We start from the raw sequence: 25359 nt of genomic DNA on the forward strand, positions 1-25359 counted from the left end.
CCCCGGCACCCCTGCCGCCGCCTGAGGCCGGCCCCGGCCCCCCCCCCCCCCGGGCCCCCCCCCGGGGGGGGGCCCCCCCGGGGGGGGGGGGGCCCCCCCCGGCGCCCCCCCCCCCCCCCCCTCTCCATGTCCGGGCCGGGGCGGACGCCGCTCACCGGCGTACGGTGCCGAAGCGGATGTCGTACGACGTGCCCGGGTGCATGGTCCGCAGCATCCGCTCGCCCTCGGCGGTGACCTCCGCGCGCCGCTGCGCGCCGAGCGGTGCGAAGGGCTCGATCACGAGCGCGTCCCGCTCCAGCCGCCACAGGCCGGCGAGGAGGCCGTCGACGAGGAGCGTGCAATGGGCGATGTTGCCCTGCCAGTTGCGGCCGCGGTGCTCGGCCGGGACGACCCGGGTGCGGTCGGCGTGGGAGAGCAGCAGGTTGTCGAACTCGGGCAGGAAGCGCGGCGGCGCGGGGGTGTCCGGGTCGGGACGCGGGGCGTCCGGCAGGTCGAAGAGTTCGGTGCCCTTGTCGTCCTGGAAGGTGACCAGCCGCGGGCGCAGCCGCTCGAATGCCTCGCCCAGGCGGGTCAGTCCGGCCCAGGTCTGCATGTCGCGCACGGAGGCCGGGCCGAAGGCGGCGAGGTAGCGCAGCACGACCGCGTCGGGCTCTGCGGGCACGCCGACGGGGCGGCCGAGCCACCGTTCGGCGGTGGTGAGGGCGACCTGGCCGCCGCGTTCCCACAGGCCGCGCGGGGTGACCTGGACGAGCGGCAGGCGGCAGCGGGCCGCGACGGCCAGGGCCTGCGGGTCGGCGTCGGGCCACTCCCGGAGCAGGGCCTCGCGCAGTTGCTTCATGGTGCGGGGCTCGGCCTCGACGAGGTCACGGGCCAGGCGGTCGAGCCGGTCCAGGTCGACGCCGGCCAGGCCCGAGCGGAACTGGCCCAGTTCCCGGTCCGTCGCGGGCTGCATCAGCGGCCGCAGGGCGAGGCAGTCGGCCGCGGTGTGGGTGTGCAGGGTCGAGCGCATCGTGACCAGGCGGACGGCCTCACGGTCGGCCATCAGCCGCGACAGCTCCTCCGGCGCGAAGCCGTCGAGGCGGGCCGCGAGCGCGTTGTACGGAGGCTTGACGTTCTGCGCCTGGAGGCCGACGAGGTGCTCGACCGCGCCGGCGGCGGACATCCGGGCCGGGCGCAGGAGCAGCTGCCGGTCCAGGGTGGCGCGGTTGAGGGCCCGGGTCCCGAGGCGGGGTGCCGTACGGGTGACGCTCCGCTTGGTGTTCGTCATACGAGGCACGGTAGCCGGGCTTGCGGACAGGTTCTGTCCGCGAGTCCGGCGCGGTCCGCTACCGGCCGGGGTCCTCACCGTGCCGCAGGACCTGCTCGGTCCAGATGATCTTGCCGTTCGCCGTGTAGCGGGTGCCCCACCGCTGGGCGAGCTGCGCCACGATCAGCAGGCCCCGCCCGCCTTCGTCGGTGGTCCGGGCGTGGCGCAGGCGCGGCGCGGTGCTGGCACCGTCGGAGACCTCGCAGATGAGGCCGCGGTCCCGGATCAGGCGCAGGCAGACCGGTCCGGTCGCGTGGCGGATGGCGTTGGTGACCAGTTCGCTGACGATGAGTTCCGTGGTGAAGGCCAGGTCCGGCAGGCCCCACTCCGCCAGGCGCCCGACGGCGAGGGAGCGGGCGTGCGCGACGGCCGCCGGGTCGCTGGGCAGGTCCCAGGAGACGACCTGCTCCGCGGCCAGCACACGGGTCCGGGCGAGCAGCAGGGCCACGTCGTCGGACGGCGGTCCGGTCAGCAGGGCGTCGACCGCGCCCCGGCCGATCTGCTCCAGGTCCGTCCCGGGCGACCCGAGGGCGTCGCCGAGCCGGTCGAGCCCGAGGTCGATGTCCCGGTCGTAGGTCTCGACGAGGCCGTCCGTGTAGAGGGCGATGAGGCTGCCCTCGGCCAGTTCCATCTCGGTGGACTCGAAGGGGAGGTATCCGAGGCCGAGGGGTGGCCCGGCGGGCAGGTCCAGGAGCCGGGCGGTGCCGTCGGGGCCGACGATCACGGGCGGGAGATGACCGGCCCGGGCCAGCGTGCACCGTCTGCTGACCGGGTCGTAGACGGCGTACAGGCACGTCGCCCCCAGGAACGCCGTGCCCGCGGATTCCTCGTCCGCCGCGGCGGGCTCCCTGTCGCCGTGCGCCCCGAGGTGGCCGATCACCAGGTCGTCCAGGTGGGCCAGCAGTTCGTCCGGGGGCATGTCCAGGTCGGCGAGGGTGCGGACGGCCGTGCGCAGACGCCCCATGGTGGCCGCCGCGTTCATGCCGTGCCCCACGACGTCCCCGACGACCAGGGCGACGCGGGCCCCGGACAGCGGGATCACGTCGAACCAGTCGCCGCCCACCCCGCTGGGCGCGTCCGCGGGCAGGTACCAGGACGCCACCTCCAGCGCCGAGCCCCCGGCCAGTTCCTGCGGCAGCAGGTAGCGCTGCATGGAGCGGGCCGCGGCGCGCTCGCGGGTGTAGCGGCGGGCGTTGTCGACGGACACGGCCGCCCGCGACACGAGGTCCTCGGCCAGCCGTACGTCGTCGTCCTCGAAGGGGCCCGTGCGGGCGGTGCGGGCGAACGTCGCCACGCCGAGGGTGACGCCGCGCGCCCGCACCGGTACGACCACCAGCGAGCGGAAGCCGAAGTCGCGCAGGGTCGAGCCGAGCGACTCGTCCTCGGTCACCCAGGCGCTGGCCGAGAGGTCGAGGACCTTGTCGACCAGCGTCCGGCTCTCCCGCAGGCACCGGGTCACGGGCGACAGGGGCGCGCGCCGCACCGTCTCGCCCACCGCCAGGCTCGCCTCCGGGCAGCCCTCGCGCACCGACTGCTGGCCCGCGCGGCGGATCACGGGCGTCATGCCCACCGGGCCGGGGGCCGGTTCCTCGCCGCGCATGACCGAGTCGAGCAGGTCGACGGCGACGAACTCGGCGACGGCGGGCACCGCCTCGTCGGCCAGTTCCTGTGCGGTCCGGGTGATCTCCAGCGTGCTGCCGATGCGCGCGCCCGCGTCGTTGAGCAGCGCCAGGCGTTCCTGGGCCCGCCGGCGTTCGGTGACGTCGACGACCATGTAGGAGACGCCGACGGTGCGGCCCTTGCGGTCCCTCATGCCGAAGAAGGAGGCGGAGCAGGCACGGACACGGCCGGGGTCGAGGTGGCCGGGGGCGCGGTACTCGTGGTCCAGCACCGGTTCGCCGGTCTCCAGGACCGTGCGCATCTGCTCCTCGAAGGCCGCCGCCTCCGCCTCCGGCAGCACCTCCCGCACCTGGCGTCCCAGCCGCCGTTCGAGCGGGATGAGACGCTCCAGCGGCTCGTTCACCCAGACGTAGCGCAGGTCGGCGTCCAGGACGGCCATGCCGACCGGTGCGTCGGTGAGGAAGGGCGTCACCATCAGGCTGCTGACGCCTCCGCCCGGCATCCGCCAGAAGGCGCGTCTGGGCGGCCGGCCGACGAACCTGCCGAAGACCAGCGCGGCGGCCGTGGCGACCAGCACGCCCGGGACCATCTCGTAGATGTCCGACTCCAGCGGCCCGAGCAGGGGGTCGAGCTGGTCCCACAGCAGGACCGTGGCCGCCCCGGAGACGATCCCGGCCATGGCGCCCGCCCACGTCATGCGCGGCCAGTACAGGGAGAGCAGGACCACCGGCCCGAAGGCGGCGCCGAAACCGGCCCAGGCCTCACCGACGATGTCCAGCAGCCCGCCGCCCCTGAAGGCGATCACGGTGGCCACCAGGATCACCAGCACGACGGCGCCGCGGCCGACGGCCACCAGGGTGCGGTCGCCGGCCCGCCGGTGCAGGAACGCGCGGAAGAAGTCCTCGGTGAGGGCGGTGGAGGACACGAGGAGCTGGCTGTCGGCGGTCGACATGATCGCCGCCAGTACGGCGATCAGCAGCACACCGGCGACCCACGGGGTGAACAGGGTCCGGGCCAGGGCGATGTACACCGTGTCCGGGTCGCCGAGCGGGGTCTCCAGCCGGGCGATGCCCACCAGGCCGACGAGGGTGGCGCCGGCGAGGACGACGGCGACCCAGGCCGTCCCGATGCGGCGGGCCGCCGGGACGGACCGGGTGCTGCGGATGCCCATGAACCGGGCCAGGATGTGCGGCTGGCCGAAGTAGCCCAGGCCCCAGGCGAGCAGCGAGACCGTCGCCACGAAGCCGAGCGGTCCGCCCTGCGACCACCGGCCGTCCGCGTAGGCGACCTCGGCTCCCATGTCGAGCAGGCCCGGGCTGCTGCTGCCGACGGCGTCGCCCAGGGCCCCGAAGCCGCCGAGCACCGTGATCCCCGTCAGCGGGACCACGATCAGCGCGAGGAACATCAGGCTGCCCTGCAGCACGTGCGTCATGCTCACGGCGAGGAAACCGCCCAGGGCGGCGTAGACGGCGATCACCAGGGCGGTCAGGGTCACCCCGAGGCCGAAGCGGACGTCGAAGATCTGCTCGAACAGCACTCCGCCGGCCACCAGGCCGCCGGCCACGTACACGGTGAAGAACACCAGCGTGACGGCGGCCGAGACCAGCCGGAGCATCCGGGTGCGGTCCTCGAACCGTTCCTCCAGATAGGCCGACAGGCTCACGGCGTTCTCGGCGCGCTCGGTGTAGGTGCGCAGCCGGGGGGCGACGAAGAGCCAGTTGAGGTAGGTGCCGACGACCAGGCCGACGGCGATCCAGCCGGCGCCGAGGCCGGCCGCGTAGATGGCTCCGGGCAGGGCGAGGAACAACCAGCCGGACATGTCGCTGGCCCCGGCGGACAGGGCCGCGACGAACGCGTTGAGCCTGCGGCCGCCGAGGGCGAAGTCGGTGAAGGTGCGGGTGCGGCGGTACGCCCAGACACCCGTCCCGATCATGGCGGCCACGTACCCGAGGAACATGGTCAGGATCGGCGCACTCACATCGAGCATGTGGTCCTCGCCTGCGCGGCTCGGGGGACGGGCAGGGCCGTCGGCACGCCTGGCATTTTGTCTGCCTCTTCGCCTAAATGTACAGATCCAGGACAGGAGAGGCCGCTCGGGGCGTCCGAAGGTCGTGGCCGGAAGGATGCGCCGCGCGTGCCCGGACCGTGACGGATCACGGGGGCGGCCGGAACCGGCGGCCCCTCACCCCGCCGCGTGCGGCACGCCGAGCAGGTGCGGCGTCACGTCGTCGTCGTGGCTCGCCGCGTCCGGCGGTGAGCGCCCCGACCAGCCGGGCCGCGGCCCGGTCCAGGGTCTGCGGGCCGGGGCGGGCGCCGGCCAGTTCACGGTCGAGGACGCGCGCCAGGTCGTCGATCCGGGCGTCGATGTCGGTGCCGGGCCGTTCCACCAGTCCGTCGGTGTACAGGGCGAGGGTGCTGCCGGCGGCAGCGGGTGGGGCGCCTCCTCGAACCGCAGCCGGACGCCGGAGGAGTCGTTGACGCCGAGCGGCACCCCGGCCGGCGCCCGCAGCCTGCGGGCGTGCCCGGCGGGAGGCAGCACGATGAGGGGCAGGGGCCCGGCCGAGCACAGGGTGACCCGGTGCGCCGCCTGGTCGATCACCAGGTACAGGCAGGTGACCAGCTGGTCCGCCAGGTCGCCGGTGCACGGACGGTCCCCCACAGCGAGAGGTGAGCGCGACGAGGGCCGCCGCGGTGCCGACCTGCATGGACACCGCGTAGCCGGGCAGCACGCTCTTGAGCGCCTCGGTGTCGGTGAACCAGCCCGTCAGGCCCAGCAGTGCGGCCGCGCGAAAGGGCGCTTCCGGACCGCCGGGCCGCAGGGGTTCTCAGTCCTTGCCCATGGCCCTGCGGACCGCGTCCTTGGTGCGGTCCATCAGCGCGGCGACGGGGCCGAGGGTCACGTTGGCCGCTCCGGACTCGACGCCCGGGTGCGGCCGGGTGGGGGCCATGGCCTCGGCGGCCTTCACGGCCTTGGCCATGGAGGCGAGGCCGGAGGTGTCGGTGCTGCGGCGGATGTGCGTGAACTCGTAGCGCTCCTCAGCCCGGGCGTGCTCCTGCACGTCGGTGCGCAGCTCCCGCAGCCGGGGCAGGAACTGCGGGTCGTCGGTGTCCATGGCGTCGAGGGCCGCGAGGGTCTCCTTCGCCGCCCGCTCCTCGGCGAGCCGGTCCTCCACGACCTGTTCGCCGCCCGGCAGGGACCGGCGGGCGAAGGGGTGGACGACCTCCTCCTCGGCGGTCTCGTGCACGGCCAGCAGCCGCACCAGACGCCGGAAGGCGTCCCGCCGCTCGTCGCCCTCGCAGGCTTCGACCTCGTCGAAGAGGTTGCGGATGTCGCCGTGCTGGCGCATCAGCAGCGCGACGACGTCGGTGTCCTGCGCCTGGTCGTCGCCCGCCTGGGGGGTGTGCAGTTCGGTCATGGCCGGTCGCCTCACTTCTCGCGCATCGCGGGGTCGGGGTGCTCGCCCTCGGACTGCACGCGGTACTCGCGCCCGAACATCTCGTCGTGCTCGGCCATGACCCGCTCGCTGGGCGGCTCCTCGCCGCCGTGGATCCGCTCCTGCATCCGCTCGAACCGCTCGTGGGCCTCGCGCACGTAGCCGGCGCCCAGGGTCGTCAGGTCCATCTGCGTGTCCAGCAGCTCGCGCACGTACTGCTTGTTCGGCTCGAAGGTGAGCACGTTCGGCAGCTCCGGGGCGAGAACCTCCGCCGGTTCCCGCCCGTCGTGGCGCCGCATCAGGTCGCAGGCGGTGTGCAGATGCTCCAGCTCCATGTTCAGGTGCAGCTCCCAGACCGCCTTGACCTGCGGGTCGCTCTCCTGCTCCATGAACGAGTGGTACAGGTAGCACTCGTTGTACTCGTGGTTGACGAGCTGCTCCCACCACGTCTCCCCCGGGTCGACGAGCGACTCGTAGTGGGTGACGTGCTCCTCCTCGATCAGGCCGATCTCCTGGTACAGCTGGCGGGCGATCGGCTCCATGTAGGTGGGGCCGGTGTTCATGTAGAAGTTCATGGTCTGCTGCTCCGCCGCCATGATCGTCAGGGCGTGCAGCTTGGACAGCGGGTTCGTGGTGGCCCGGTCGTACGGGTCGCGCACGTTGTCGGACGGGTCGCGGTGGTGGTACTTCGTCGGCCGGCCCGGCATGACCTCGGTGAGGTCGTCGACGATCGACTCCGCCTTGCGGTGCTCGATCATCTCGTAGAGGTTGGCGTACCGGTACAGGTGGTCGAAGTCCTCCAGCACACCGAACTGGTACGCCTGCTTGAGGTACGGGTCGGGCTCCATCCGCGCCACCCAGGCGGTCAGGTCCACCGCGACCTGCTCGTAGGCGATGGTCGTCTCCAGCACGGAGGACACCCCGGGCAGCAGCCAGTTGACGGCCTTCTGCTGCTGCGCCTCGATGTACCGGGTCTGCGCGAGCTGGCGCTTGACCTCCGGGTCGACGGTGTTGCGGGCGAGCTGGTGGCTGAAGAGGATCGCCTCCACCTCGATGCCGTTCATCGCGATGATCCGGCAGCGGGTGTAGGGGTCGCAGCGGTCGGGATCGATGGGCTGCACGTTCAGCTCGCGCCAGTTGCGCACCTGGCGGTCCAGCGGGATGCCCCGCTGCTCCAGTGGGTTGAAGGTCACGGACGCGCTCCTGGGTGGGGGGAGGGGCACGTGCGCGCCGGCCCCGCCGGGGCCGGTGCGCACGGTTTCGTCCTCGCAGTCTTTCGGCCGGTCCGGGGTCCGGCCACCGCTCGTGCGCCGTGGGCCTGCGGGTTCCGCCGGGCGGGTGACGGGAGGAGTTCCGCGCGAAAAGGGGTACCCGCCGCGCTGCGCGGCGCCGGCGGGCGCCGCGGCGGACGCCGGCCCGTCGCCGCTGGCGGGAAGGAGCGGGGCATGTACAGGACCATCGAGGACCAGACCGTCGAGCAGCTGGGGGGCGAGGGCAGCGTCCTGGCCCGGCAGCGCCGTGACCACGCGGAGATGGACCGGCTGATGGACCGGTATCAGGCGCTGCCGGACGGCGCGGAGCGCGAGCGGGTCCTCAAGCGGCTCGTCCAGCTCGTCTTCAGCCACGCCTTCGCGGAGGAGACCGTCCTGTGGCCGGCCGTGCGGCGTGCTGCGGCGGACGGGGAGGAACTCACCTCCCGGGTCGAGGAGGAGCACCAGGAGATCAACGACCTCGTCACCGCCGTCGAGCGCCTGGAGCCCGGCACGGCGGAGCGCGAGGAGAAGGTGCGGCGGGTCTTCGCCCTGATCCGGCAGGACATCCGGGACGAGGAGGACCTCGTCCTGCCGCGGCTGCAGCAGGCCCTGGACGCGGGCGGGCTGCGGCGGCTCGGCGCGGCGTGGGAGGCGGTGCGCAGGAGCGCGCCGACCCATCCCCACCCGGTGGTGCCGCGGCGCCCGCCCGGCAACGCGGTCCTGGGCGTGCCGCTCAGCCTCTACGACCGGCTGCGCGACGGGCTGGGGCTCGGCGTGTCCGGATCGTGGGGCAGGAGGATCCTGGCCGGTCTGATCGGCCTGCTCGTGTCGGGCGCGGTCGCCGTGCTGGTGCGCAGGCGTTCTTGACGAGGGTCAGCGCCCGGCGGCCTCCCCGCGGGGCAGGGGGCCGACGCCCGCGTGGCGGCCGGGGCGGAGGGCGGCGTGCCGCTGCCCGGGGCCGGGGCCGCCGCGCGCGGCCAGGGCGTCGGCGACGGCACCGGTGACGAACGCGTAGACGGCCTTGTGCACCACGTCCACCGCGAGTTCCCGGCGCGGCCACGTCTCGGGCGGGGCGCCCACGCCGGTCGCGTTCTCCAGGATCTGGTCGTTGGTCAGGCGCACGACGGTGAACTTGGCCGAGGCGACCGGCCCGCGCAGCCCGGCCTGGGCCATCACCGAGCGCAGCACACCCAGGAGGGCGGCCTGGCCGAAGTGCATGGCCCAGTTGACCTTGAGCGGCTGGGTGCCGGGCCGCTCCGGCAGGCCGGTCAGGCGCTGCAGGACACGGGCCGGCACATGGGAGTCCGGCCGGCCCGTGACGGCCTGCTCCAGCTTCTCGCCCAGCGTCATCACGGCGGCTCCGGCGGTACCGGCGAGCAGCCCCTGCCACAGTGCCTGCTTGATCATGCTCCGGCGAGTACCCGTTTCGGCGGTGGGATCACCCGCCGCGGAGCGCCGGCGTCAGTCGCCGGTCGCCTTGTCCATGAGGGCGCTGTAGGCGAGTTGCAGCGTGTCCGCCCCGGCCAGGGCGGTGAGCGTGCCCATGGCGGTACGGGTGGCGCGGGGCCACAGCAGCTGGCCCGCGGTGAGGGCCGAGGCCACCCACACGCTCATGCAGAACGGGCAGGTGGCCAGCTCCCCGACGGTGTGCCTGCCCGGCTCGGGCTGGGCCTCCTCGTGCAGCTCGGCCGGGCCCTGCGGGCCGACGTACCGCGTGAAGGGGGCGCGCAGCGGGCTGGTCACCGACGCCTTGCTGAGCAGCCGGCTCAGGCGGAAGGTGGCCACCGCGGTCAGGGCGACGTCCCACGGCTCGGGGCGGTCGGGTACGGGGCGGCCCCGGACCCGGACGGCCGTGGCCCAGGCCGTCGTGAAGACGGTGAACCCGGCCATGGCGGCGACGTATCCGCCGAGCGGCCGGTCGTGCCCGGCCGAGTAGTCCCGTCCGGCGCGGCGCAGCAGACCGCGCAGCCGCCGGACCGGGCGGCTGTCAGCCACGGGCGTCGTGTCCATGTGCGTCATCCGTTCGCGTTCCGCTTCCCCTGTCCGGCCGGTTCCCGGTCCCGCTCCGCTCGCCGTCCTCCGTCCTGGTGGCGCAGGCGCACCTCGACCCGGCCGTCGGTGGTCCGGGTCTCGAAGGAGGGCTGTGGCGCGGTGGCCGGGCCGCGTACGTTCCAGCCGTCGGAGAGCCGGAAGACGCTGCCGTGCCACGGGCACCGGACGCAGCCGTCCTCCACGGTGCCCTCAGCGAGCGGTCCCGCCAGGTGGCTGCACCGCTCGGTGAGGGCGTGGATCTGCCCGCCGGTCTCGCGGACCACCAGCACCGGCACGTCGTCGACGACCCGGCGCACCGGGCGCCCCGCGGGGAACTCGTCCACGGTCCCGACCTGGTGCCAGCCCTCGGAGACGACGTGCGGGACCTCCTCGGCGTGGTTGGCGCCGGAGGCCTGCCGGTAGGCGAGGTGGCCGCCCAGCATGCCGCCCACACCGACGGCCGTCATGCCGAGGAAGCCGCAGGTCCGGCCCGCGGCCTCGCGTCCCTTGACGCGGCAGGCGAGCGAGGCGGCGTACAGGCCGACGGCGGCCGTGTTGGACAGGGCGTGCACGAGGCCGACGCGCTGCTGCTGCCGGTGCAGTTCCGCCCAGTCGGTCCAGCCCGCGAGGGCGGCCGGGGCGGCGGCGGCCAGGCCGAAGCCGATCAGCAGCCGTGACTCGCGGGAGTGGCCGGGCCGCAGGTCGAGCACCGCCGCCGACAGCCAGCTGCCGATCGGCACCTGCACCATCAGCGGATGCACGGGGTGCCCCAGCCACCGGCCGTGCAGCAGGTCCCGGCCGCGTCCGAGCGGCAGGGCGCGCACGCCCTTGCGGAGCGTGTCGATCACCGCGTCGGCCCGGGGCTCGCGCTCCAGGCGGTCCAGCAGCCACAGGACCCGGTTCTGCCGCAGCAGGCGGCGTCGCGTCGTACTCATGCCCCGCCGGGTTTCCACCGCCCTGTGCGGCAAACGGGGCAGTGTGCGGCGATGGCCCACGTCAGCCGCCCGGCCGGATGACCGCACGGACGCAGCCGTCGCTCTTGTCCTTGAACATCTCGTAGGCCCGCGGCGCCTCGTCCAGGGAGACGCTGTGGGTCGCGAGGTGGGAGGTGCTCAGCTCCCCGGCCGCCAGCCGGTCCAGGAGCATCGGGATGTAGCGCTGGCCGTGCTGCTGGGCGCCCCGGATCGTCAGGCCCTTGTTGATCACCGCACCGAGCGGGAACTTGTCGACGGCGCCGGCGAAGACGCCGAGGACGAAGACGGTGCCGCCCTTGCGGCAGGCGTGGATGGCCTGCCGCACGGCGGTGGGCCGGTCGGTCTGCAGGCGCAGCTGCTGCTTGACCTGGTCGTAAAGGTGGACGGGGCTGTCGCTGTGGGCCTCCATGCCGACCGCCTCGATGCACACGTCGGGGCCGCGGCCGCCGGTGCGTTCGCGCAGCTCGGCGCCGACGTCGGTGGCGGTGTAGTCGATGACCTCGCTGCCGATGTGACGTTCGGTCATCGCGAGGCGCTCGGGGATGCGGTCGATGGAGATCACGCGTTCCGCGCCCAGCAGGACGGCGGCGCGGGCCGCCATCTGGCCGACGGCCCCGCAGCCCCACACGGCGACCACGTCGCCGGGCTTGACGCCGCCCAGGTCGGCGCCCATCCAGCCGGTGGGCACCGAGTCGGAGACGAACAGGGCGCTGGTGTCGTCGACGCCCTCCGGGACGGAGAAGGCACCGTGGTCGGCGAAGGGCACCCGCACGTACTCGGCGTGGCTGCCGCGCAGGCCGCCCATGGCGTGCGAGTAGCCGAAGATGCCACCGGTGTCGGCGCCGAACAGGGCCTGCCCGATGCCGGGGTTGGTGTTGGTGTTGTCGCACAGGGACCACAGGTCGTGGGTGCAGTACCAGCAACGGCCGCAGCCGACGAAGGAGCAGACCACCACCCGGTCGCCCACCTTGTGCTTGCGCACGGCGGAGCCGACCTCGACGACCTCGCCGACGAACTCGTGGCCGATGACGTCCCCGGACCGCATGAAGGGGATGTAGCCGCCGATGAGGTGCAGGTCGGAACCGCAGGTGGTGCCCGCGAGGAGCCGGACGACGACGTCCTGGTCGTTGCGCAGCCCGGGGTCGGGCACCTGCTCGACGGAGAGCTTGTTGACGCCTTCCCAGCACAGGGCCTTCACAGCACTCCCTCCCCGCCGGCGCGGCGGCCGAGCAGTCCGACGAGTTTCCCGCCCGGGGTGTCGTGGGTGGTGGGCGGCGCGTCCGGTTCGAGGACCTCGCCGGCCTCCAGCAGCGACTTGGCGTCCCGCAGCGCGCGCCGCAGGTCCTGGCGCGGGTCCGCACCGGCGAGCCGGGCGGGCAGGGAGTGCGCGCCCTCGGGCTCCGGTTCCCTGAGCCGTACGGCGAGTTCGGTGCCGCGGTCGCCGGGGGCGGGGCCGACGCGCGTCTCGATGCGGTCGCCGTACTCCGCCAGCGGCTCGGGCAGCTTCCCGGGCTGGAGCTCGCCGGGGTCGATGTTGATCGTCACGGCCAGCCAGCGGTTGCCGTCGGCCTGGCCGGCGGGGCCGGCGGCCTTGCGCTGCCAGGCGATGACGGCGCCGGCGGTGAGTCCGGCGGCGGCCGTCCACAGGGTCTTGGCGTGTGCCATCGGCGGTCACATCCTCCGGGAGGCGGTGGCCGGACGACGGGTGAGCAGCGTGCCCAGGGCGATCATGCCGATGCCGAGGACGAAGTGCAGCCAGTCGTCGGCGGTGTTCAGCGGCACGAAGTTGGCGTCGCTGTCGTGGCCGATGATCAGGCCGTACAACCACAGGACCAGGTAGATGGCGCCGCCCGCCAGGAGGTAGGTGCGGGCACCGGAGGCGGTGCGCGCCAGGGCCAGGCCCGCGACGCCGAACGCGAGGTGGACGAGGTTGTGCAGGATCGAGATCTGGAAGATCCCGAGCAGCTCGGCCCCGGAGTCGTGGGAGGCGAACTCCATGGTGTCGTAGTCCGTGGTGATCCCCGGGATGAAGCCCAGAATCCCGACCAGCAGGAACACCGCTCCCACCAGCAGGGCCGCCTGCTGGACGGGGGTTCGGGCCGCTCTCGTCGGCTGGGTGCGTGCGTTCATGACGGTGGCCTTCCGGCGAGGTGGGCGCGTCACGGTGAGCGCCCGATGCGCCGCGAGTACCCCCGTTCCGGGGTGCAATCGTGCGATGCCGGGCCGCGTTTCCGGGCGGGGCCGGCGGGCACTCGCCGCGCCATGGATGAGAGTCGTCGTGCACCGCTCGTGGACAGCTCGCTCGCCCTGCTGGCCAAGGGCTACACCTGGCTGCCCGACCGCAGGCGCCGCACCACCGCCCCGCTCGTGCGCACCCGCCTGATGGGACAGCACGCCGTCGCCCTGTACGGCACGGACGCGGTGCGGTTCTTCTACGACGAGCGGCACGTGGAGCGCGGCTCGGCCATGCCCGGCCCGGTGCTGAGCACCCTGTTCGGGCACGGGGCCGTGCACACGCTGGACGGGCCGCAGCACCGCGGCCGCAAGGAGATGTTCCTGTCGCTGCTCACCGGGCCGAAGGCGGTCGCGGGGGTGGTGGACGAGGTCGCCGCCGTGTGGGAGGAGACGGTGCGCGCGTGGCCCGGACGCCGGGTCGTGCTGTTCGACGAGGCGAGCCGGATCCTCACCCGGGGGGTGTGCCGGTGGGCCGGGATCTCCCCCGACGACGCCGACGAGGTGGCGCGGGACCTGGTCTCCATGGTCGACGGCTTCGCCACGGCCGGGCCGCGCCACTGGCGGGCCCGCCGCGCCCGGGCCCGCAGCGAGGCCTGGCTGGGGCGGCTGGTGGAGGACGTGCGGGCGGGGAACGCGAGCGCCCCGGACGGGTCGGTGCTGGAGACGGTGGTCCGGCACCGCGACTCGGACGGGCGCCTCCTCGATCCGCGCACCGCGGCCGTCGAACTGCTCAACGTGATCCGTCCGACGGTCGCCGTGTGCTGGTTCGTCACCTACGCCGGGCACGCCATGCGCCGCCCGGACGTCCGGGAGCGGCTGCGCGAGGACGACGCGGCCTACGCCGTGGCGTTCGCGCACGAGCTGCGGCGCTTCTATCCCTTCGCCCCGTTCGTCGGCGGCCGGGCCGTCACCGACCTGGACTGGCACGGCGAGCCGATCCCGTCGGGCGCGATGGTCCTGCTGGACCTGTACGGGCAGAACCACGACCCCGACGTCTGGGACGACCCGTACGCGTTCCGGCCGGAGCGCTTCCTGGGGCATCCGCCCGCCCGGGACGAACTGATCCCGCAGGGCGGCGGCGACCGCGCCACGGGCCACCGCTGCCCCGGCGAGGACATCACGGTCGCCCTGCTGACGACCCTCGCGCCGCGGCTGGCCCGCCTGGACTACGAGGTGCCCGAGCAGGACCTGAGGATCCCGCTGAACCGGGTGCCGGCCCGGGTGCGCAGCGGGTTCGTCATCGACTCGGTCCGGGTGGCGGCGCCGGTGCCGGTGCCGTAGGCGGCAGACCGGACGCGGCAGACGTGAAAGCCCGATGGCCCGCCCCGAGGGGCGGGCCATCGGCGTGTTGTGCCGTCAGGCGCGGGCCATCCGGCGCCCCGCGGTCACGGCCGCGCCCATCAGCGCGGTCGCCAGGGCGGCCCGGCGCAGCGCGGTGCGCCGGTGCCCGCCCCAGCCGCCGTGCACCGCGCCCTCGCCGGGCGCCGGCACGTGCAGCGCGCCGTGCGTGGCCGGCGCGTCCTCGTCGTGGTCGAGGTGGGCCCTGTCCGTCTGCCGGGCCATGGCCCGCTCCGCGAGCGCCGGCGCCATCCGCGCCTGGCGCACCAGCGCGCGGCCCGCCGGGCCGACCACGACCTCCCGGCGCGGGCGGCGGACGAGCGCCACGACCGCGTCGGCGACCCGCTCGGGCGTGTAGACGGGCGGCATGGCGACGACCTTGTGCCCGGTGTAGTTGGCCGCCTGCTGGAAGTGCGGCGTGTCGATGGTCGCGGGCAGCACCGTGCACACGTCGATGCCCTTGACGCCCTCGACGCGCAACTGCTGCCGCAGACCGGAGCCGAGCGCCCTGACGGCGTGCTTGGACATGCCGTACGGGTGGCTGTAGGGCTGGGCGACGGCCCCCACGATGGAGGAGACGTTGATCAGCGTGCCCGAGCCCTGCTCCCGCATCACCGGCAGCGCCGCCCGGGCGCCGTGCACACACCCCATGACGTTGACGTCCAGGACCTTGCGGAAGTCCTCCAGCGGCACGTCCTCGAAGCGGCCGAAGGCGTTGACCGCCGCGTTGTTCACCCAGACGTCGATCCGGCCGAACTCCTCGACCGCGCGCCGCGCCAGGTGCTCGACCTCCCCGACGTCGCTCACGTCGGCCGGCACGACCAGCGTGCGCGCTCCCCGGTGCCTCCCGCACTCCTCGGCCGCCGCCCGCAGCGCCTCCTCGCGCCGCGCCGCCAGCACCACGGCGCAGCCCTTGCGCGCGAACGCCCGGGCCGTGGCCCGTCCGATCCCGCTGGACGCCCCGGTCACCACCACCACGTGATCCCGCAGTCGCATCCCGCACCTCCTCACGTCTGCGCAGGGCCGGGCGCCTGGTGCCCGGCCCCGCCGCCCGCCGGGTACCCGCGCCGCGCCGGGCGGCACCGGCCCCGGAGAGCGGGGTCACATCCTGAGCGAGGGAAAGGTCACAGCCATGCCCTCTGCTGCTCCTTCGCGCTTCTGCCCTAGCATCCGAGCATGACGGTCCTGCCTGACGACGGGCTTGAACTGGCCGGCGAGTTCCCTGACGTGCCCCATGAGCAGTGGCAGCGCCTTGTGGCGGGTGTGCTGCGCAAGGCGGGCAAGGACGTCGAGGGCGCCGAGGCCGAGGAAGCCCTCTCCACCGCGTTGGAGGACGGGTTGCGCACCCGGCCCCTCTACACCGCGCGCGATGCCTCACCCGAGCCGGGCCTGCCGGGGTTCGCGCCCTTTGTGCGCGGCGGCCGCGCCGAAGGGAACACCGTCGGCGGCTGGGACGTGCGGCAGCGGCACACGACGGCCGACCACGACGCGGTGCTCGCGGACCTGGAGAACGGGGTCACCTCCCTCTGGCTGACCGTGGGCGAGGGCGGCATCCCGGTGGCCGAGCTGGGCCGGGTCCTCGACGGCGTGTACCTCGATCTCGCTCCGGTGGTCCTCGACGCGGGGTCCGGCACCGGGCCCGCCGCACGGGAGCTGCTGCGGCTGTACGAGGAGCGGGGGGTGGCCCGGGAGGCCGCGCGCGGCAACCTGGGCGCGGACCCGCTGGGCGGCGAGGCCCGCACCGGCCGGGCGTACGAGATGGCGCCGGCGGCGGACCTCGCGCGGCTGTGCGCCGCCGAGTACCCGGGGCTGCGGGCGCTGACCGTGGACGCGCTGCCGTACCACGAGGCCGGTGGTTCGGCCGCACAGGAGCTGGGCGCCTCGCTGGCCACGGCGGTGGCGTACCTGCGGGAGCTGACCGCGGCCGGGATGGACGTCGAACAGGCTTGTAGGCAGCTGGAGTTCCGGTACGCGGCCACCGCCGACCAATTCCTCACCATCGCCAAGCTGCGGGCGGCGCGCCGGCTGTGGGCGCGCGTGGCCGAGGTCTGCGGCGCCCCGCGCGCCGGAGCGCAGCGGCAGCACGCCGTCACCTCGCCGGTGATGATGACGCGCCGCGACCCGTGGGTGAACATGCTGCGCACGACGATCGCGACGCTCGCCGCCGGGGCGGGCGGTGCCGACGCGGTGACGGTGCTGCCCTTCGACCACGCCCTCGGCCTGCCGGACGCGTTCGCGCGGCGCATCGCCCGCAACACGTCGACGATCCTCATCGAGGAGTCGCATCTGGCCCGGGTCATCGACCCGGCGGGCGGCTCCTGGTACGTGGAGCGGCTCACGGACGAACTCGCTCACGCCGGTTGGGAGTTCTTCCAGCGGATCGAAGGGCTGGGCGGCATGGCGGCCGCCCTGCGCTCCGGGGACGTGGAGCGGGATCTCGCCGAGACGTGGCGGGCGCGGAGCGCGAAGCTGGCCAAGCGGCGCGAACCGGTCACCGGTGTCAGCGAGTTCCCGTTCCTGGCGGAGAAGCCGGTGGTGCGCGAGAGCGCCCCCGAGCGGCCGTCCGGCGGGCTGCCGCGGGTGCGCCGCGACGAGGCCTTCGAGGCGCTGCGGGCCCGCTCGGACGCGCACCTGGCGGCGACCGGCTCGCGGCCGCGGATCTACCTGGCCGCGCTCGGCCCGGCCGCCGCCCACACCGCACGCCTCACCTTCGCCTCGAACCTGTTCCAGGCGGGCGGCATCGAGCCGGTCACCGAGGGCGCGTTCGCGGACAGCGGGGCGAGCGAGGCCGTGCTGTGCTCCAGTGACGCCCTGTACGCGGAGCAGGCGGCGGACCGGGCCGCGGAGCTGAAGGCGGCGGGCGCCTCGCGCGTGTTCCTCGCCGGACGGCCCGGGGAGTACCCGGGTGTCGACGATTACGTCTTCGCGGGCTGCGACGCCGTGGCCGTCCTGTCCGCGACCCTCGACCGCATGGGAGTTGCCCGATGACCGCCCCCCATGGCATCCCCGACTTCTCCGGGATCGAGCTGGGCACCCCGGCCGCCGACGGCAGCCCCGACGAGTGGCGCGCGGCGCTGAAGAGCGCCTCCGGCGGCGACGACCTGCTGTGGGAGACCCCCGAGGGCATCGCGGTCAAGCCGCTGTACACGGGCCGTGACCTGGAGGGCCTGGACTTCCTCGACACGTATCCCGGCGCGGCGCCGTACCTGCGCGGCCCGTACCCGACGATGTACGTCAACCAGCCCTGGACGATCCGCCAGTACGCCGGTTTCTCCACCGCCGAGGAGTCCAACGCCTTCTACCGGCGCAACCTCGCGGCCGGGCAGAAGGGCCTGTCGGTCGCCTTCGACCTGCCCACGCACCGCGGGTACGACAGCGATCACCCGCGCGTGACCGGTGACGTCGGCATGGCGGGCGTGGCCATCGACTCGATCCTCGACATGCGGCAGTTGTTCGACGGCATTCCGCTGGACCGCATGACGGTGTCGATGACGATGAACGGCGCCGTGCTGCCGGTGCTCGCCCTGTACATCGTCGCCGCCGAGGAACAGGGCGTGCCGCCCGAGAAGTTGGCCGGGACCATCCAGAACGACATCCTCAAGGAGTTCATGGTCCGCAACACCTACATCTATCCGCCGAAGCCGTCGATGCGGATCATCTCCGACATCTTCGCCTTCACCTCGCAGCGGATGCCGCGTTACAACTCCATCTCCATCTCCGGCTACCACATCCAGGAGGCCGGTGCGACGGCCGATCTGGAGCTGGCGTACACGCTCGCGGACGGCGTGGAGTACATTCGCGCGGGCCGTGAAGCGGGCCTGGACGTGGACGCGTTCGCGCCCCGGCTGTCGTTCTTCTGGGCGATCGGCATGAACTTCTTCATGGAGGTCGCCAAGCTGCGCGCGGCGCGGCTGCTGTGGGCGAAGCTGGTGAAGCAGTTCGACCCGCAGAACGCCAAGTCCCTCTCCCTGCGCACGCATTCGCAGACCTCCGGCTGGTCGCTGACCGCGCAGGACGTGTTCAACAACGTCACGCGCACCTGCGTCGAGGCGATGGCGGCCACGCAGGGCCACACCCAGTCGCTGCACACCAACGCCCTGGACGAGGCGCTCGCCCTGCCGACCGACTTCTCGGCGCGCATCGCCCGCAACACCCAGCTGCTGCTGCAGCAGGAGTCCGGCACGACCCGGGTCATCGACCCGTGGGGCGGCAGCGCCTACGTGGAGCGGCTGACGTACGACCTGGCGCGGCGGGCCTGGCAGCACATCCAGGAGGTCGAGGCCGCGGGCGGCATGGCCAAGGCCATCGACGCGGGCATCCCGAAGCTGCGCATCGAGGAGGCCGCGGCGCGCACGCAGGCCCGGATCGACTCGGGCCGGCAGCCGGTCGTCGGCGTCAACAAGTACCGGGTGGAGACCGACGAGCAGATCGAGGTCCTGAAGGTCGACAACTCCTCCGTGCGCGCCCAGCAGATCGAGAAGCTGCGGCGGCTGCGCGCCGAGCGGGACGAGACGGCCTGCCGGGACGCGCTGGACGCGCTGACCCGGGCGGCCGCGGGCGAGGGCAACCTGCTGGAGCTGGCCGTGCACGCGGCCCGCGCCAAGGCCACGGTCGGGGAGATCTCCGACGCCCTGGAGAAGGTGTACGGCCGGCACGCGAGCCAGATCCGTACGATCACCGGTGTGTACCGCAACGAGACGGGAGAGTCCCCGGGCGTGGACCGCACCCGCACCCTGGTGTCCGCCTTCGAGGAGGCCGAGGGCCGCCGCCCGCGCATCCTGGTGGCCAAGATGGGCCAGGACGGCCACGACCGTGGCCAGAAGGTGATCGCCACCGCCTTCGCCGACCTCGGCTTCGACGTGGACGTCGGCCCGCTGTTCCAGACCCCGGCCGAGGTGGCCCGGCAGGCCGTCGAGGCGGACGTGCACATCGTCGGCGTGTCGTCGCTGGCGGCAGGCCACCTCACCCTCGTCCCGGCGCTGCGCGAGGCGCTGGCCGAGGAGGGCCGCGAGGACATCATGGTCGTGGTCGGCGGCGTGATCCCGCCGCAGGACGTGCCGACGCTGCTGGAGATGGGAGCGGCGGCCGTCTTCCCGCCCGGGACGGTGATCCCGGACGCGGCGTACGACCTGGTGCAGCGGCTGTCGGACGACCTCGGGCACGACCTGTGATCGATGTCGACGCGTATGTGAAGGGCGTGCTCGACGGGAAGCGGGCGCTGGTCGCCCGCGCGATCACACTCGTCGAGTCGACCCGGCCGCAACACCGCGCGCTGGCCCAGGAGTTGCTGACGGCACTGCTGCCGCACAGCGGCCGGGCCCGCCGTATCGGGATCAGCGGGGTGCCGGGGGTGGGCAAGTCGACGTTCATCGACGCGTTCGGCACGATGCTCACCGGGCTCGGGCACCGGGTGGCGGTGCTGGCCGTCGACCCGTCCTCCAGCCGCACGGGCGGCTCCATCCTGGGCGACAAGACCCGCATGGAGCGCCTGGCCGTGGACCCGGCGGCGTTCGTGCGCCCCTCCCCCACCGCGGGCACGCTCGGCGGGGTCGCCAAGGCCACCCGCGAGTCGATCGTGGTGATGGAGGCGGCCGGCTACGACGTGGTCCTCGTCGAGACGGTCGGCGTCGGCCAGTCCGAGACGGCCGTGGCGAACATGGTCGACACCTTCCTGCTGCTCACCCTCGCCCGCACCGGCGACCAGCTCCAGGGCATCAAGAAGGGCGTGCTGGAGCTGGCCGACGTGATCGCCGTCAACAAGGCGGACGGGCCGCACGAGCGCGACGCCCGGGCCGCCGCCCGCGAACTGGCGGGCGCGCTGCGGCTGATGCACGGCAAGGACGCGTTCTGGACGCCTCCCGTGCTGCACTGCAGCGCCCGCGAGTCGACCGGTCTGGACGCGGTGTGGGAGCGCCTGGAGCAGCACCGCACGCTGCTGGACTCGACGGGCCGGCTCACCGCCAAGCGCCGCGACCAGCAGGTCGACTGGACCTGGAGCATGGTCCGCGACGAACTCCTCGGCCGGCTGCAGGCCGATCCGGCGGTGCGGTCCCTGGCGCCGGTCCTGGAGCGGCGGGTCCGGGAGGGCGAGCTGACGCCGACCCTGGCGGCCGAGCGGATCCTGGGCGCGCTCGACGGTTCCGGTACGACGCCTGCCTGACTCCGGACCGGCGGGACCGGGAATTCCGCATACCCCGCTTGCATGAATATGCAAAGTGAGACATACTCTTTCTATGTCCAAGGTCCTCACCTCCCTGCCCGCCGGCGAGCGCGTCGGCATCGCCTTCTCGGGCGGCCTCGACACGTCCGTCGCGGTCGCGTGGATGCGCGACAAGGGCGCCGTCCCGTGCACCTACACCGCCGACATCGGCCAGTACGACGAGCCCGACATCGCCTCGGTGCCCGGCCGCGCCCAGACCTACGGGGCCGAGATCGCGCGTCTGGTCGACTGCCGGGCCGCGCTGGTCGAGGAGGGCCTGGCCGCGCTGACCTGCGGCGCGTTCCACATCCGCTCGGGCGGGCGGGCCTACTTCAACACCACCCCGCTCGGCCGGGCCGTCACCGGCACGCTCCTGGTGCGGGCGATGCTGGAGGACGACGTCCAGATCTGGGGCGACGGCTCGACCTTCAAGGGCAACGACATCGAGCGGTTCTACCGCTACGGCCTGCTCGCCAACCCGCACCTGAGGATCTACAAGCCCTGGCTGGACGCGGCGTTCGTGACCGAGCTGGGTGGCCGCAAGGAGATGTCCGAGTGGCTGCTCGCCCACGGGCTGCCCTACCGGGACTCCACGGAGAAGGCGTACTCCACCGACGCCAACATCTGGGGCGCCACGCACGAGGCCAAGACCCTGGAGCACCTGGACACCGGCATCGAGACGGTCGAGCCCATCATGGGCGTGAAGTTCTGGGACCCCGAGGTCGAGATCGCCACCGAGGACGTGACGATCGGCTTCGACCAGGGCCGCCCGGTGTCGATCAACGGCAAGGAGTTCGCCACCGCCGTCGACCTGGTCATGGAGGCCAACGCCATCGGCGGCCGGCACGGCCTGGGCATGTCCGACCAGATCGAGAACCGGATCATCGAGGCGAAGAGCCGAGGCATCTACGAGGCCCCGGGCATGGCCCTGCTGCACGCCGCGTACGAGCGGCTGGTCAACGCGATCCACAACGAGGACACCCTCGCCCAGTACCACACCGAGGGCCGGCGGCTCGGCCGGCTGATGTACGAGGGCCGCTGGCTGGACCCGCAGGCGCTGATGATCCGCGAGTCGCTCCAGCGCTGGGTCGGGGCCGCCGTCACCGGCGAGGTGACGCTGCGGCTGCGGCGCGGCGAGGACTACTCGATCCTCGACACCACCGGCCCCGCGTTCAGCTACCACCCGGACAAGCTGTCCATGGAGCGCACCGAGGACTCCGCGTTCGGCCCGGTGGACCGGATCGGCCAGCTCACCATGCGCAACCTGGACATCGCCGACTCGCGCGCCAAGCTGGAGCAGTACGCCGGCATCGGCCTGATCGGCACCGGCAGCCCCACCATCGGCGCCTCCCAGGCCGCCGCGACCGGTCTGATCGGCACCATGCCGGAGCTGCCCGAGGGCGGCGCCGAGGCCATCGCCTCCCGCGGCGAGGTCTCGGAGGAGGACGCCTGGCTGGACCGGGCGGCGATGGAGTCCGGCACGGACTGACCGCACGGACGGACACGGGAAGGCCGGCTCGACGGTGTCGAGCCGGCCTTCCCGTGTCCGTGCCCGGTGGTTCAGCGGGACGTGCCCGCCATCTCCCGGACGGGGGTGTCCAGGGCGTCCAGGCCGCGCAGGATGTCCTCCACCCGCTGCTTGGCGTCGCCGAACAGCATCTGGGTGTTCTCGCGGAAGAACAGCGGGTTCTGCACGCCCGCGTACCCAGCGGCCATCGACCGCTTGAAGACGACCACGTTCGCCGCCTCCCACACGTGCAGCACCGGCATGCCCGCGATGGGACTGGACGGGTTGTCCGTGGCGGCCGGGTTGACCGTGTCGTTGGCGCCGATGACCAGCACGACCGAGGTCGCGGCGAAGTCGTCGTTGATCTCGTCCATCTCCAGGACGATGTCGTACGGCACGTTCGCCTCGGCGAGCAGCACGTTCATGTGGCCGGGCAGCCGGCCGGCCACCGGGTGGATGCCGAAGCGCACCTCGACGCCCCGCTCGCGCAGCTTGCGGGCGAGTTCGGCGACCGGGTACTGGGCCTGGGCGACGGCCATGCCATAGCCCGGGGTGATGATCACCGAGGAGGCGTCGCGCAGGAGTTCCGCGGTCTCCTCGGCGCTGATCTCCCGGTGCTCGCCCTGCTCGCCCTCGTCGGACGCGGCGGCGGGAGTGCCGAAGCCGCCGGCGATCACCGAGATGAACGACCGGTTCATCGCCTTGCACATGATGTACGACAGGTACGCACCGGAGGAGCCGACCAGCGCGCCGGTGACGATGAGCAGGTTGTTGGAGAGCAGGAAGCCCGAGGCGGCCGCCGCCCAGCCCGAGTAGCTGTTCAGCATGGAGACCACGACCGGCATGTCACCGCCGCCGATGGAGGCGACCAGGTGCGCGCCGAGGGCGAGGGCGATCACGGTGACCGCGATGAGCAGGCCCATGTCCGGACGGGCCACGAACGCGATGGTCAGCCCCAGGAAGGCGACCAGCGCGCCGATGTTCAGCACGTGCTTGCCGGGCAGCGTCAGCGGCGCGGAGGGGATGCGCGCCGACAGCTTCAGGTAGGCGACGACCGAGCCGGTGAAGGTGACGGCGCCGATGAACACGCCGATGAACACCTCGGCGTGGTGGATGCCGAGCAGGGAGCCGGACAGCTCGGCGTCGACGTCGAGGTAGCCGTTCCAGCCGACGAGCGTGGCGGCCAGGCCGACGAGGCTGTGCATGATGGCGATCAGCTCGGGCATGCCGGTCATCTCGACGACCTTGGCACGCCAGAGCCCGATGCCCGCGCCGACGGCGGTGGCGACGGCGATCAGCACCAGCCCGGTGGCGCTGATGCTCCGGGAGGCGAGTCCGACCGTCGCGGCCAGCGCGACGACCATCCCGGCGATGCCCCAGACGACGCCGGCGCGGGAGGTGCGGTGCTGCGAGAGGCCGGCGAGGCTGAGGATGAACAACAGCGCCGCGACGACGTAGGCGGCCTGTGCGGCCGTGTCTGTGGTCATCCCTGATCAGCCCTTCGAGAACATGCCGAGCATGCGGCGCGTGACGGCGAAACCGCCGAAGATGTTGATGCTCGCCAGCAGGATCGCGGCGAACGACAGCACGGTGACGGCCGTGTCGCCCTGCCCGATCTGCAGCAGCGCGCCGACCACGACGATGCCCGAGATGGCGTTGGTGACCGACATCAGCGGGGTGTGCAGGGCGTGGTGCACATTGCCGATGACGTAGAAGCCGATGACGATCGCCAGGACGAACACCGTGAAGTGGCCGAGGAGTTCGCTCGGGGAGAAGGCCGTCACGAGGAACAGCGCGAGCGCCCCGGCGGCGACGAGGGCGTAGGAGGCCCACGCGGGCCGGGCGGGCTTCGCCGTCGCCTCGGGGGCGGCGGCCGCCGTGTCCTTCGCGGCGGCGGGGGCCGGGGCGGCGGACACCTGCACCGGGGGCGGCGGCCAGGTCTTCTCGCCCTCGCGGACCACGGTGATCGAACGCTGCACCACGTCGTCGAAGTCGAGGACCAGCCGGCCGTCCTTGCCGGGCGTGAGCAGCTTCATCAGGTTGACGATGTTGGTGCCGTACAGCTGCGAGGCCTGGGCCGGGAGCCGGCCGGGCAGATCGGTGTAGCCGATGATCGTCACGTCGTTGCCGGTGACGACTGCCTTGCCGGGGACCGTGCCCTCGACGTTGCCGCCCTGGGCCGCGGCCATGTCGACGATGACGCTGCCGGGCTTCATGCGCGCCACGTGCTCGGCGGTGATCAGCCGCGGCGCCGGGCGGCCCGGGATGAGCGCGGTGGTGATGATGATGTCGACGTCGGCGGCCTGCTCGGCGTACAGCTGCGCGGCGAGCCGGTCGTAATCCTCGGAAGTGGCCTTGGCGTAGCCGTCGGTGCTGACCTCCTGCTCGTCGGAGACCGTCAGGAACTCGCCGCCGAGGGAACGGACCTGCTCGGCGACCTCGGGCCGGGGGTCCGTGGCGCGGACCACGGCGCCGAGGCTGCGGGCCGCGCCGATCGCCGCGAGCCCGGCCACGCCCGCGCCGGCCACCAGGACCTTGGCGGGCGGCACCTTGCCCGCGGCGGTCACCTGCCCGGTGAAGAAGCGGCCGAAGGCGTGCGCCGCCTCGACCACGGCCCGGTAGCCGGCGATGTTCGCCATCGAGCTGAGCACGTCCAGGGACTGGGCGCGCGAGATGCGCGGCACGGCGTCCATGGCGAGCACGGTGATCGGCCGCCGGGCCAGTTCCTCGACCAGCTCCGGGTTGTGGGCCGGGCCGATCAGCGCGATCAGCGTGGCGCCGTCACGGAGCCTGCCGGTCTCCTCGGCCGAGGGGGCGTTGACCTTCAGGACGATCTCGGCCGCCCACGGGTCGCCGAGCCGCGCACCCGCCTCCTCGTACGCGGCGTCGGAGAAGCGGGACGAGGCTCCCGCTCCCGGTTCGACCACCACGTCGTACCCGAGCGCGACAAGTCTCCCCACGGTGGCGGGTGTCGCCGCCGCCCTGGTCTCGCCCGCAGTGGATTCGGCCGGGACGCCGATCCTCTGGGGTTCTGGTTCCGCTGGGGCCATCGTCTGCCTCTCCCGTCTTCGTGTGCCTGTCCTCCTTGGTGCCCGCATCCTGCACCTTCGACGCGGCTTCCGTGGCGGACCGTGGTCACACGGCCGGAGAGGTCGTCCTCACACGACCGGGGGGTTGCCGTGAGGGACGTTCGGCGGTAAGTGCCCCACAGGACGAGAACATCCTGGTCGTGCGCTCCTGGATCTGTTCCGGGGTGAGCTCCTCAAGGGGCTGGGAGATCATCCACAGGTGGCCGAAGGGGGCGGCGAGCCGGCCGCCGCGCTGTCCGTAGGGCTGGTCGGCGACCGGGTACAGTCCCCTCCGTCGGGTGTCTGCGCGGCGCGCGGGCGCCGGCCTCGGGCCGCCGCGTCCCACCGTCCGGCTCGCCCTGCCCCGCGGGAATCACCGTGCGGGACTGAGCCG

General features: G+C 73.4%; 20 protein-coding genes. 6 read left to right on the plus strand and 14 right to left on the minus strand.

From position 1 onward, the window contains the following. Nucleotides 1–151: 151 nt before the first annotated feature. The 5 genes from ACF07N_RS18320 to ACF07N_RS18340 all read right to left on the minus strand — a co-directional run bounded on the left by ACF07N_RS18320 (nt 152) and on the right by ACF07N_RS18340 (nt 7553). Nucleotides 152–1267: a winged helix DNA-binding domain-containing protein gene (locus ACF07N_RS18320; RefSeq protein ID WP_392113883.1), complete on the minus strand. Its 1116-nt coding sequence runs from the start codon at nt 1265–1267 to the stop codon at nt 152–154. Between the two features lie 58 nt (nt 1268–1325). After that, entirely contained in the window at nt 1326–4913 is a 3588-nt protein-coding gene (gene putP / locus ACF07N_RS18325; RefSeq protein ID WP_392113886.1) for a sodium/proline symporter PutP, read from the minus strand. Between the two features lie 195 nt (nt 4914–5108). Continuing rightward, entirely contained in the window at nt 5109–5585 is a 477-nt protein-coding gene (locus ACF07N_RS18330; protein WP_392113889.1) for a SpoIIE family protein phosphatase, read from the minus strand. Between the two features lie 166 nt (nt 5586–5751). After that, nucleotides 5752–6342, minus strand: coding sequence for a hemerythrin domain-containing protein (locus tag ACF07N_RS18335; RefSeq protein ID WP_392113892.1), 591 nt, complete (start codon nt 6340–6342; stop codon nt 5752–5754). An 11-nt stretch (nt 6343–6353) separates the two neighbouring features. Continuing rightward, nucleotides 6354–7553 carry a hypothetical protein gene (locus ACF07N_RS18340; RefSeq protein WP_392113895.1) on the minus strand — a complete coding sequence of 400 codons (1200 nt, stop codon included), beginning with the start codon at nt 7551–7553 and terminating at the stop codon, nt 6354–6356. 252 nt (nt 7554–7805) lie between these two features. On the opposite strand from ACF07N_RS18340, the gene ACF07N_RS18345 reads away from it, so the two are divergent. Continuing rightward, nucleotides 7806–8480, plus strand: coding sequence for a hemerythrin domain-containing protein (locus tag ACF07N_RS18345; protein WP_392113898.1), 675 nt, complete (start codon nt 7806–7808; stop codon nt 8478–8480). A gap of 6 nt (nt 8481–8486) precedes the next feature. Here the strand turns inward: ACF07N_RS18345 and ACF07N_RS18350 are convergent, their stop codons facing one another. The 6 genes from ACF07N_RS18350 to ACF07N_RS18375 all read right to left on the minus strand — a co-directional run bounded on the left by ACF07N_RS18350 (nt 8487) and on the right by ACF07N_RS18375 (nt 12748). Next, nucleotides 8487–9020, minus strand: coding sequence for a hypothetical protein (locus ACF07N_RS18350; RefSeq protein ID WP_392113901.1), 534 nt, complete (start codon nt 9018–9020; stop codon nt 8487–8489). 54 nt (nt 9021–9074) lie between these two features. Beyond that, entirely contained in the window at nt 9075–9623 is a 549-nt protein-coding gene (locus ACF07N_RS18355) for a DUF1360 domain-containing protein (RefSeq protein ID WP_392113903.1), read from the minus strand. Between the two features lie 5 nt (nt 9624–9628). Beyond that, the gene (locus ACF07N_RS18360) at nt 9629–10579 is read right to left on the minus strand and encodes a Rieske 2Fe-2S domain-containing protein (protein WP_392113905.1); all 951 of its coding nucleotides are present in this window, start codon (nt 10577–10579) and stop codon (nt 9629–9631) included. Nucleotides 10580–10640: 61 nt separating this feature from the next. After that, a complete protein-coding gene (locus ACF07N_RS18365; RefSeq protein WP_392113908.1) occupies nt 10641–11816 on the minus strand; it encodes a zinc-dependent alcohol dehydrogenase in 1176 nt (391 codons plus the stop codon). Further along, a complete protein-coding gene (locus ACF07N_RS18370) occupies nt 11813–12283 on the minus strand; it encodes a hypothetical protein (protein WP_392113911.1) in 471 nt (156 codons plus the stop codon). The genes ACF07N_RS18365 and ACF07N_RS18370 overlap by 4 nt, the downstream gene beginning before the upstream one ends. Nucleotides 12284–12289: 6 nt before the next feature. Next, nucleotides 12290–12748: a DUF4383 domain-containing protein gene (locus tag ACF07N_RS18375; protein ID WP_383331097.1), complete on the minus strand. Its 459-nt coding sequence runs from the start codon at nt 12746–12748 to the stop codon at nt 12290–12292. Nucleotides 12749–12880: 132 nt separating this feature from the next. On the opposite strand from ACF07N_RS18375, the gene ACF07N_RS18380 reads away from it, so the two are divergent. Next, nucleotides 12881–14134 (plus strand): cytochrome P450, encoded by a 1254-nt coding sequence (locus ACF07N_RS18380; RefSeq protein WP_392113914.1) that lies wholly within the window; start codon nt 12881–12883, stop codon nt 14132–14134. A gap of 75 nt (nt 14135–14209) precedes the next feature. Here ACF07N_RS18380 and ACF07N_RS18385 read toward each other — a convergent pair whose 3' ends face one another. Next, nucleotides 14210–15187, minus strand: a complete 978-nt coding sequence (locus tag ACF07N_RS18385) for an SDR family oxidoreductase (protein ID WP_383588363.1) — start codon at nt 15185–15187, stop codon at nt 14210–14212. Nucleotides 15188–15367: 180 nt separating this feature from the next. On the opposite strand from ACF07N_RS18385, the gene ACF07N_RS18390 reads away from it, so the two are divergent. The 4 genes from ACF07N_RS18390 (at nt 15368) to argG (ending at nt 21879) form a co-directional block, all read left to right on the plus strand. After that, on the plus strand, nt 15368–17179 hold the full coding sequence (locus tag ACF07N_RS18390; RefSeq protein WP_392113917.1) for a methylmalonyl-CoA mutase family protein: 1812 nt from the start codon (nt 15368–15370) through the stop codon (nt 17177–17179). Next, entirely contained in the window at nt 17176–19362 is a 2187-nt protein-coding gene (gene scpA / locus ACF07N_RS18395) for a methylmalonyl-CoA mutase (RefSeq protein ID WP_392113920.1), read from the plus strand. The genes ACF07N_RS18390 and scpA overlap by 4 nt, the downstream gene beginning before the upstream one ends. Further along, nucleotides 19359–20351: a methylmalonyl Co-A mutase-associated GTPase MeaB gene (meaB, locus tag ACF07N_RS18400; RefSeq protein ID WP_392113923.1), complete on the plus strand. Its 993-nt coding sequence runs from the start codon at nt 19359–19361 to the stop codon at nt 20349–20351. The genes scpA and meaB overlap by 4 nt, the downstream gene beginning before the upstream one ends. 73 nt (nt 20352–20424) lie before the next feature. Next, entirely contained in the window at nt 20425–21879 is a 1455-nt protein-coding gene (gene argG, locus ACF07N_RS18405) for an argininosuccinate synthase (protein WP_392113926.1), read from the plus strand. Between the two features lie 71 nt (nt 21880–21950). On the opposite strand, the gene pntB is transcribed toward argG, so the two are convergent. Further along, nucleotides 21951–23384: a Re/Si-specific NAD(P)(+) transhydrogenase subunit beta gene (pntB, locus tag ACF07N_RS18410; protein ID WP_392113929.1), complete on the minus strand. Its 1434-nt coding sequence runs from the start codon at nt 23382–23384 to the stop codon at nt 21951–21953. Between the two features lie 6 nt (nt 23385–23390). Further along, nucleotides 23391–24947: a Re/Si-specific NAD(P)(+) transhydrogenase subunit alpha gene (locus ACF07N_RS18415; protein ID WP_392113932.1), complete on the minus strand. Its 1557-nt coding sequence runs from the start codon at nt 24945–24947 to the stop codon at nt 23391–23393. Between the last annotated feature and the right edge of the window lie 412 nt (nt 24948–25359).

It is taken from the genome of Streptomyces sp. NPDC015242 (assembly GCF_043079125.1).
Lineage (GTDB): Bacteria > Actinomycetota > Actinomycetes > Streptomycetales > Streptomycetaceae > Streptomyces.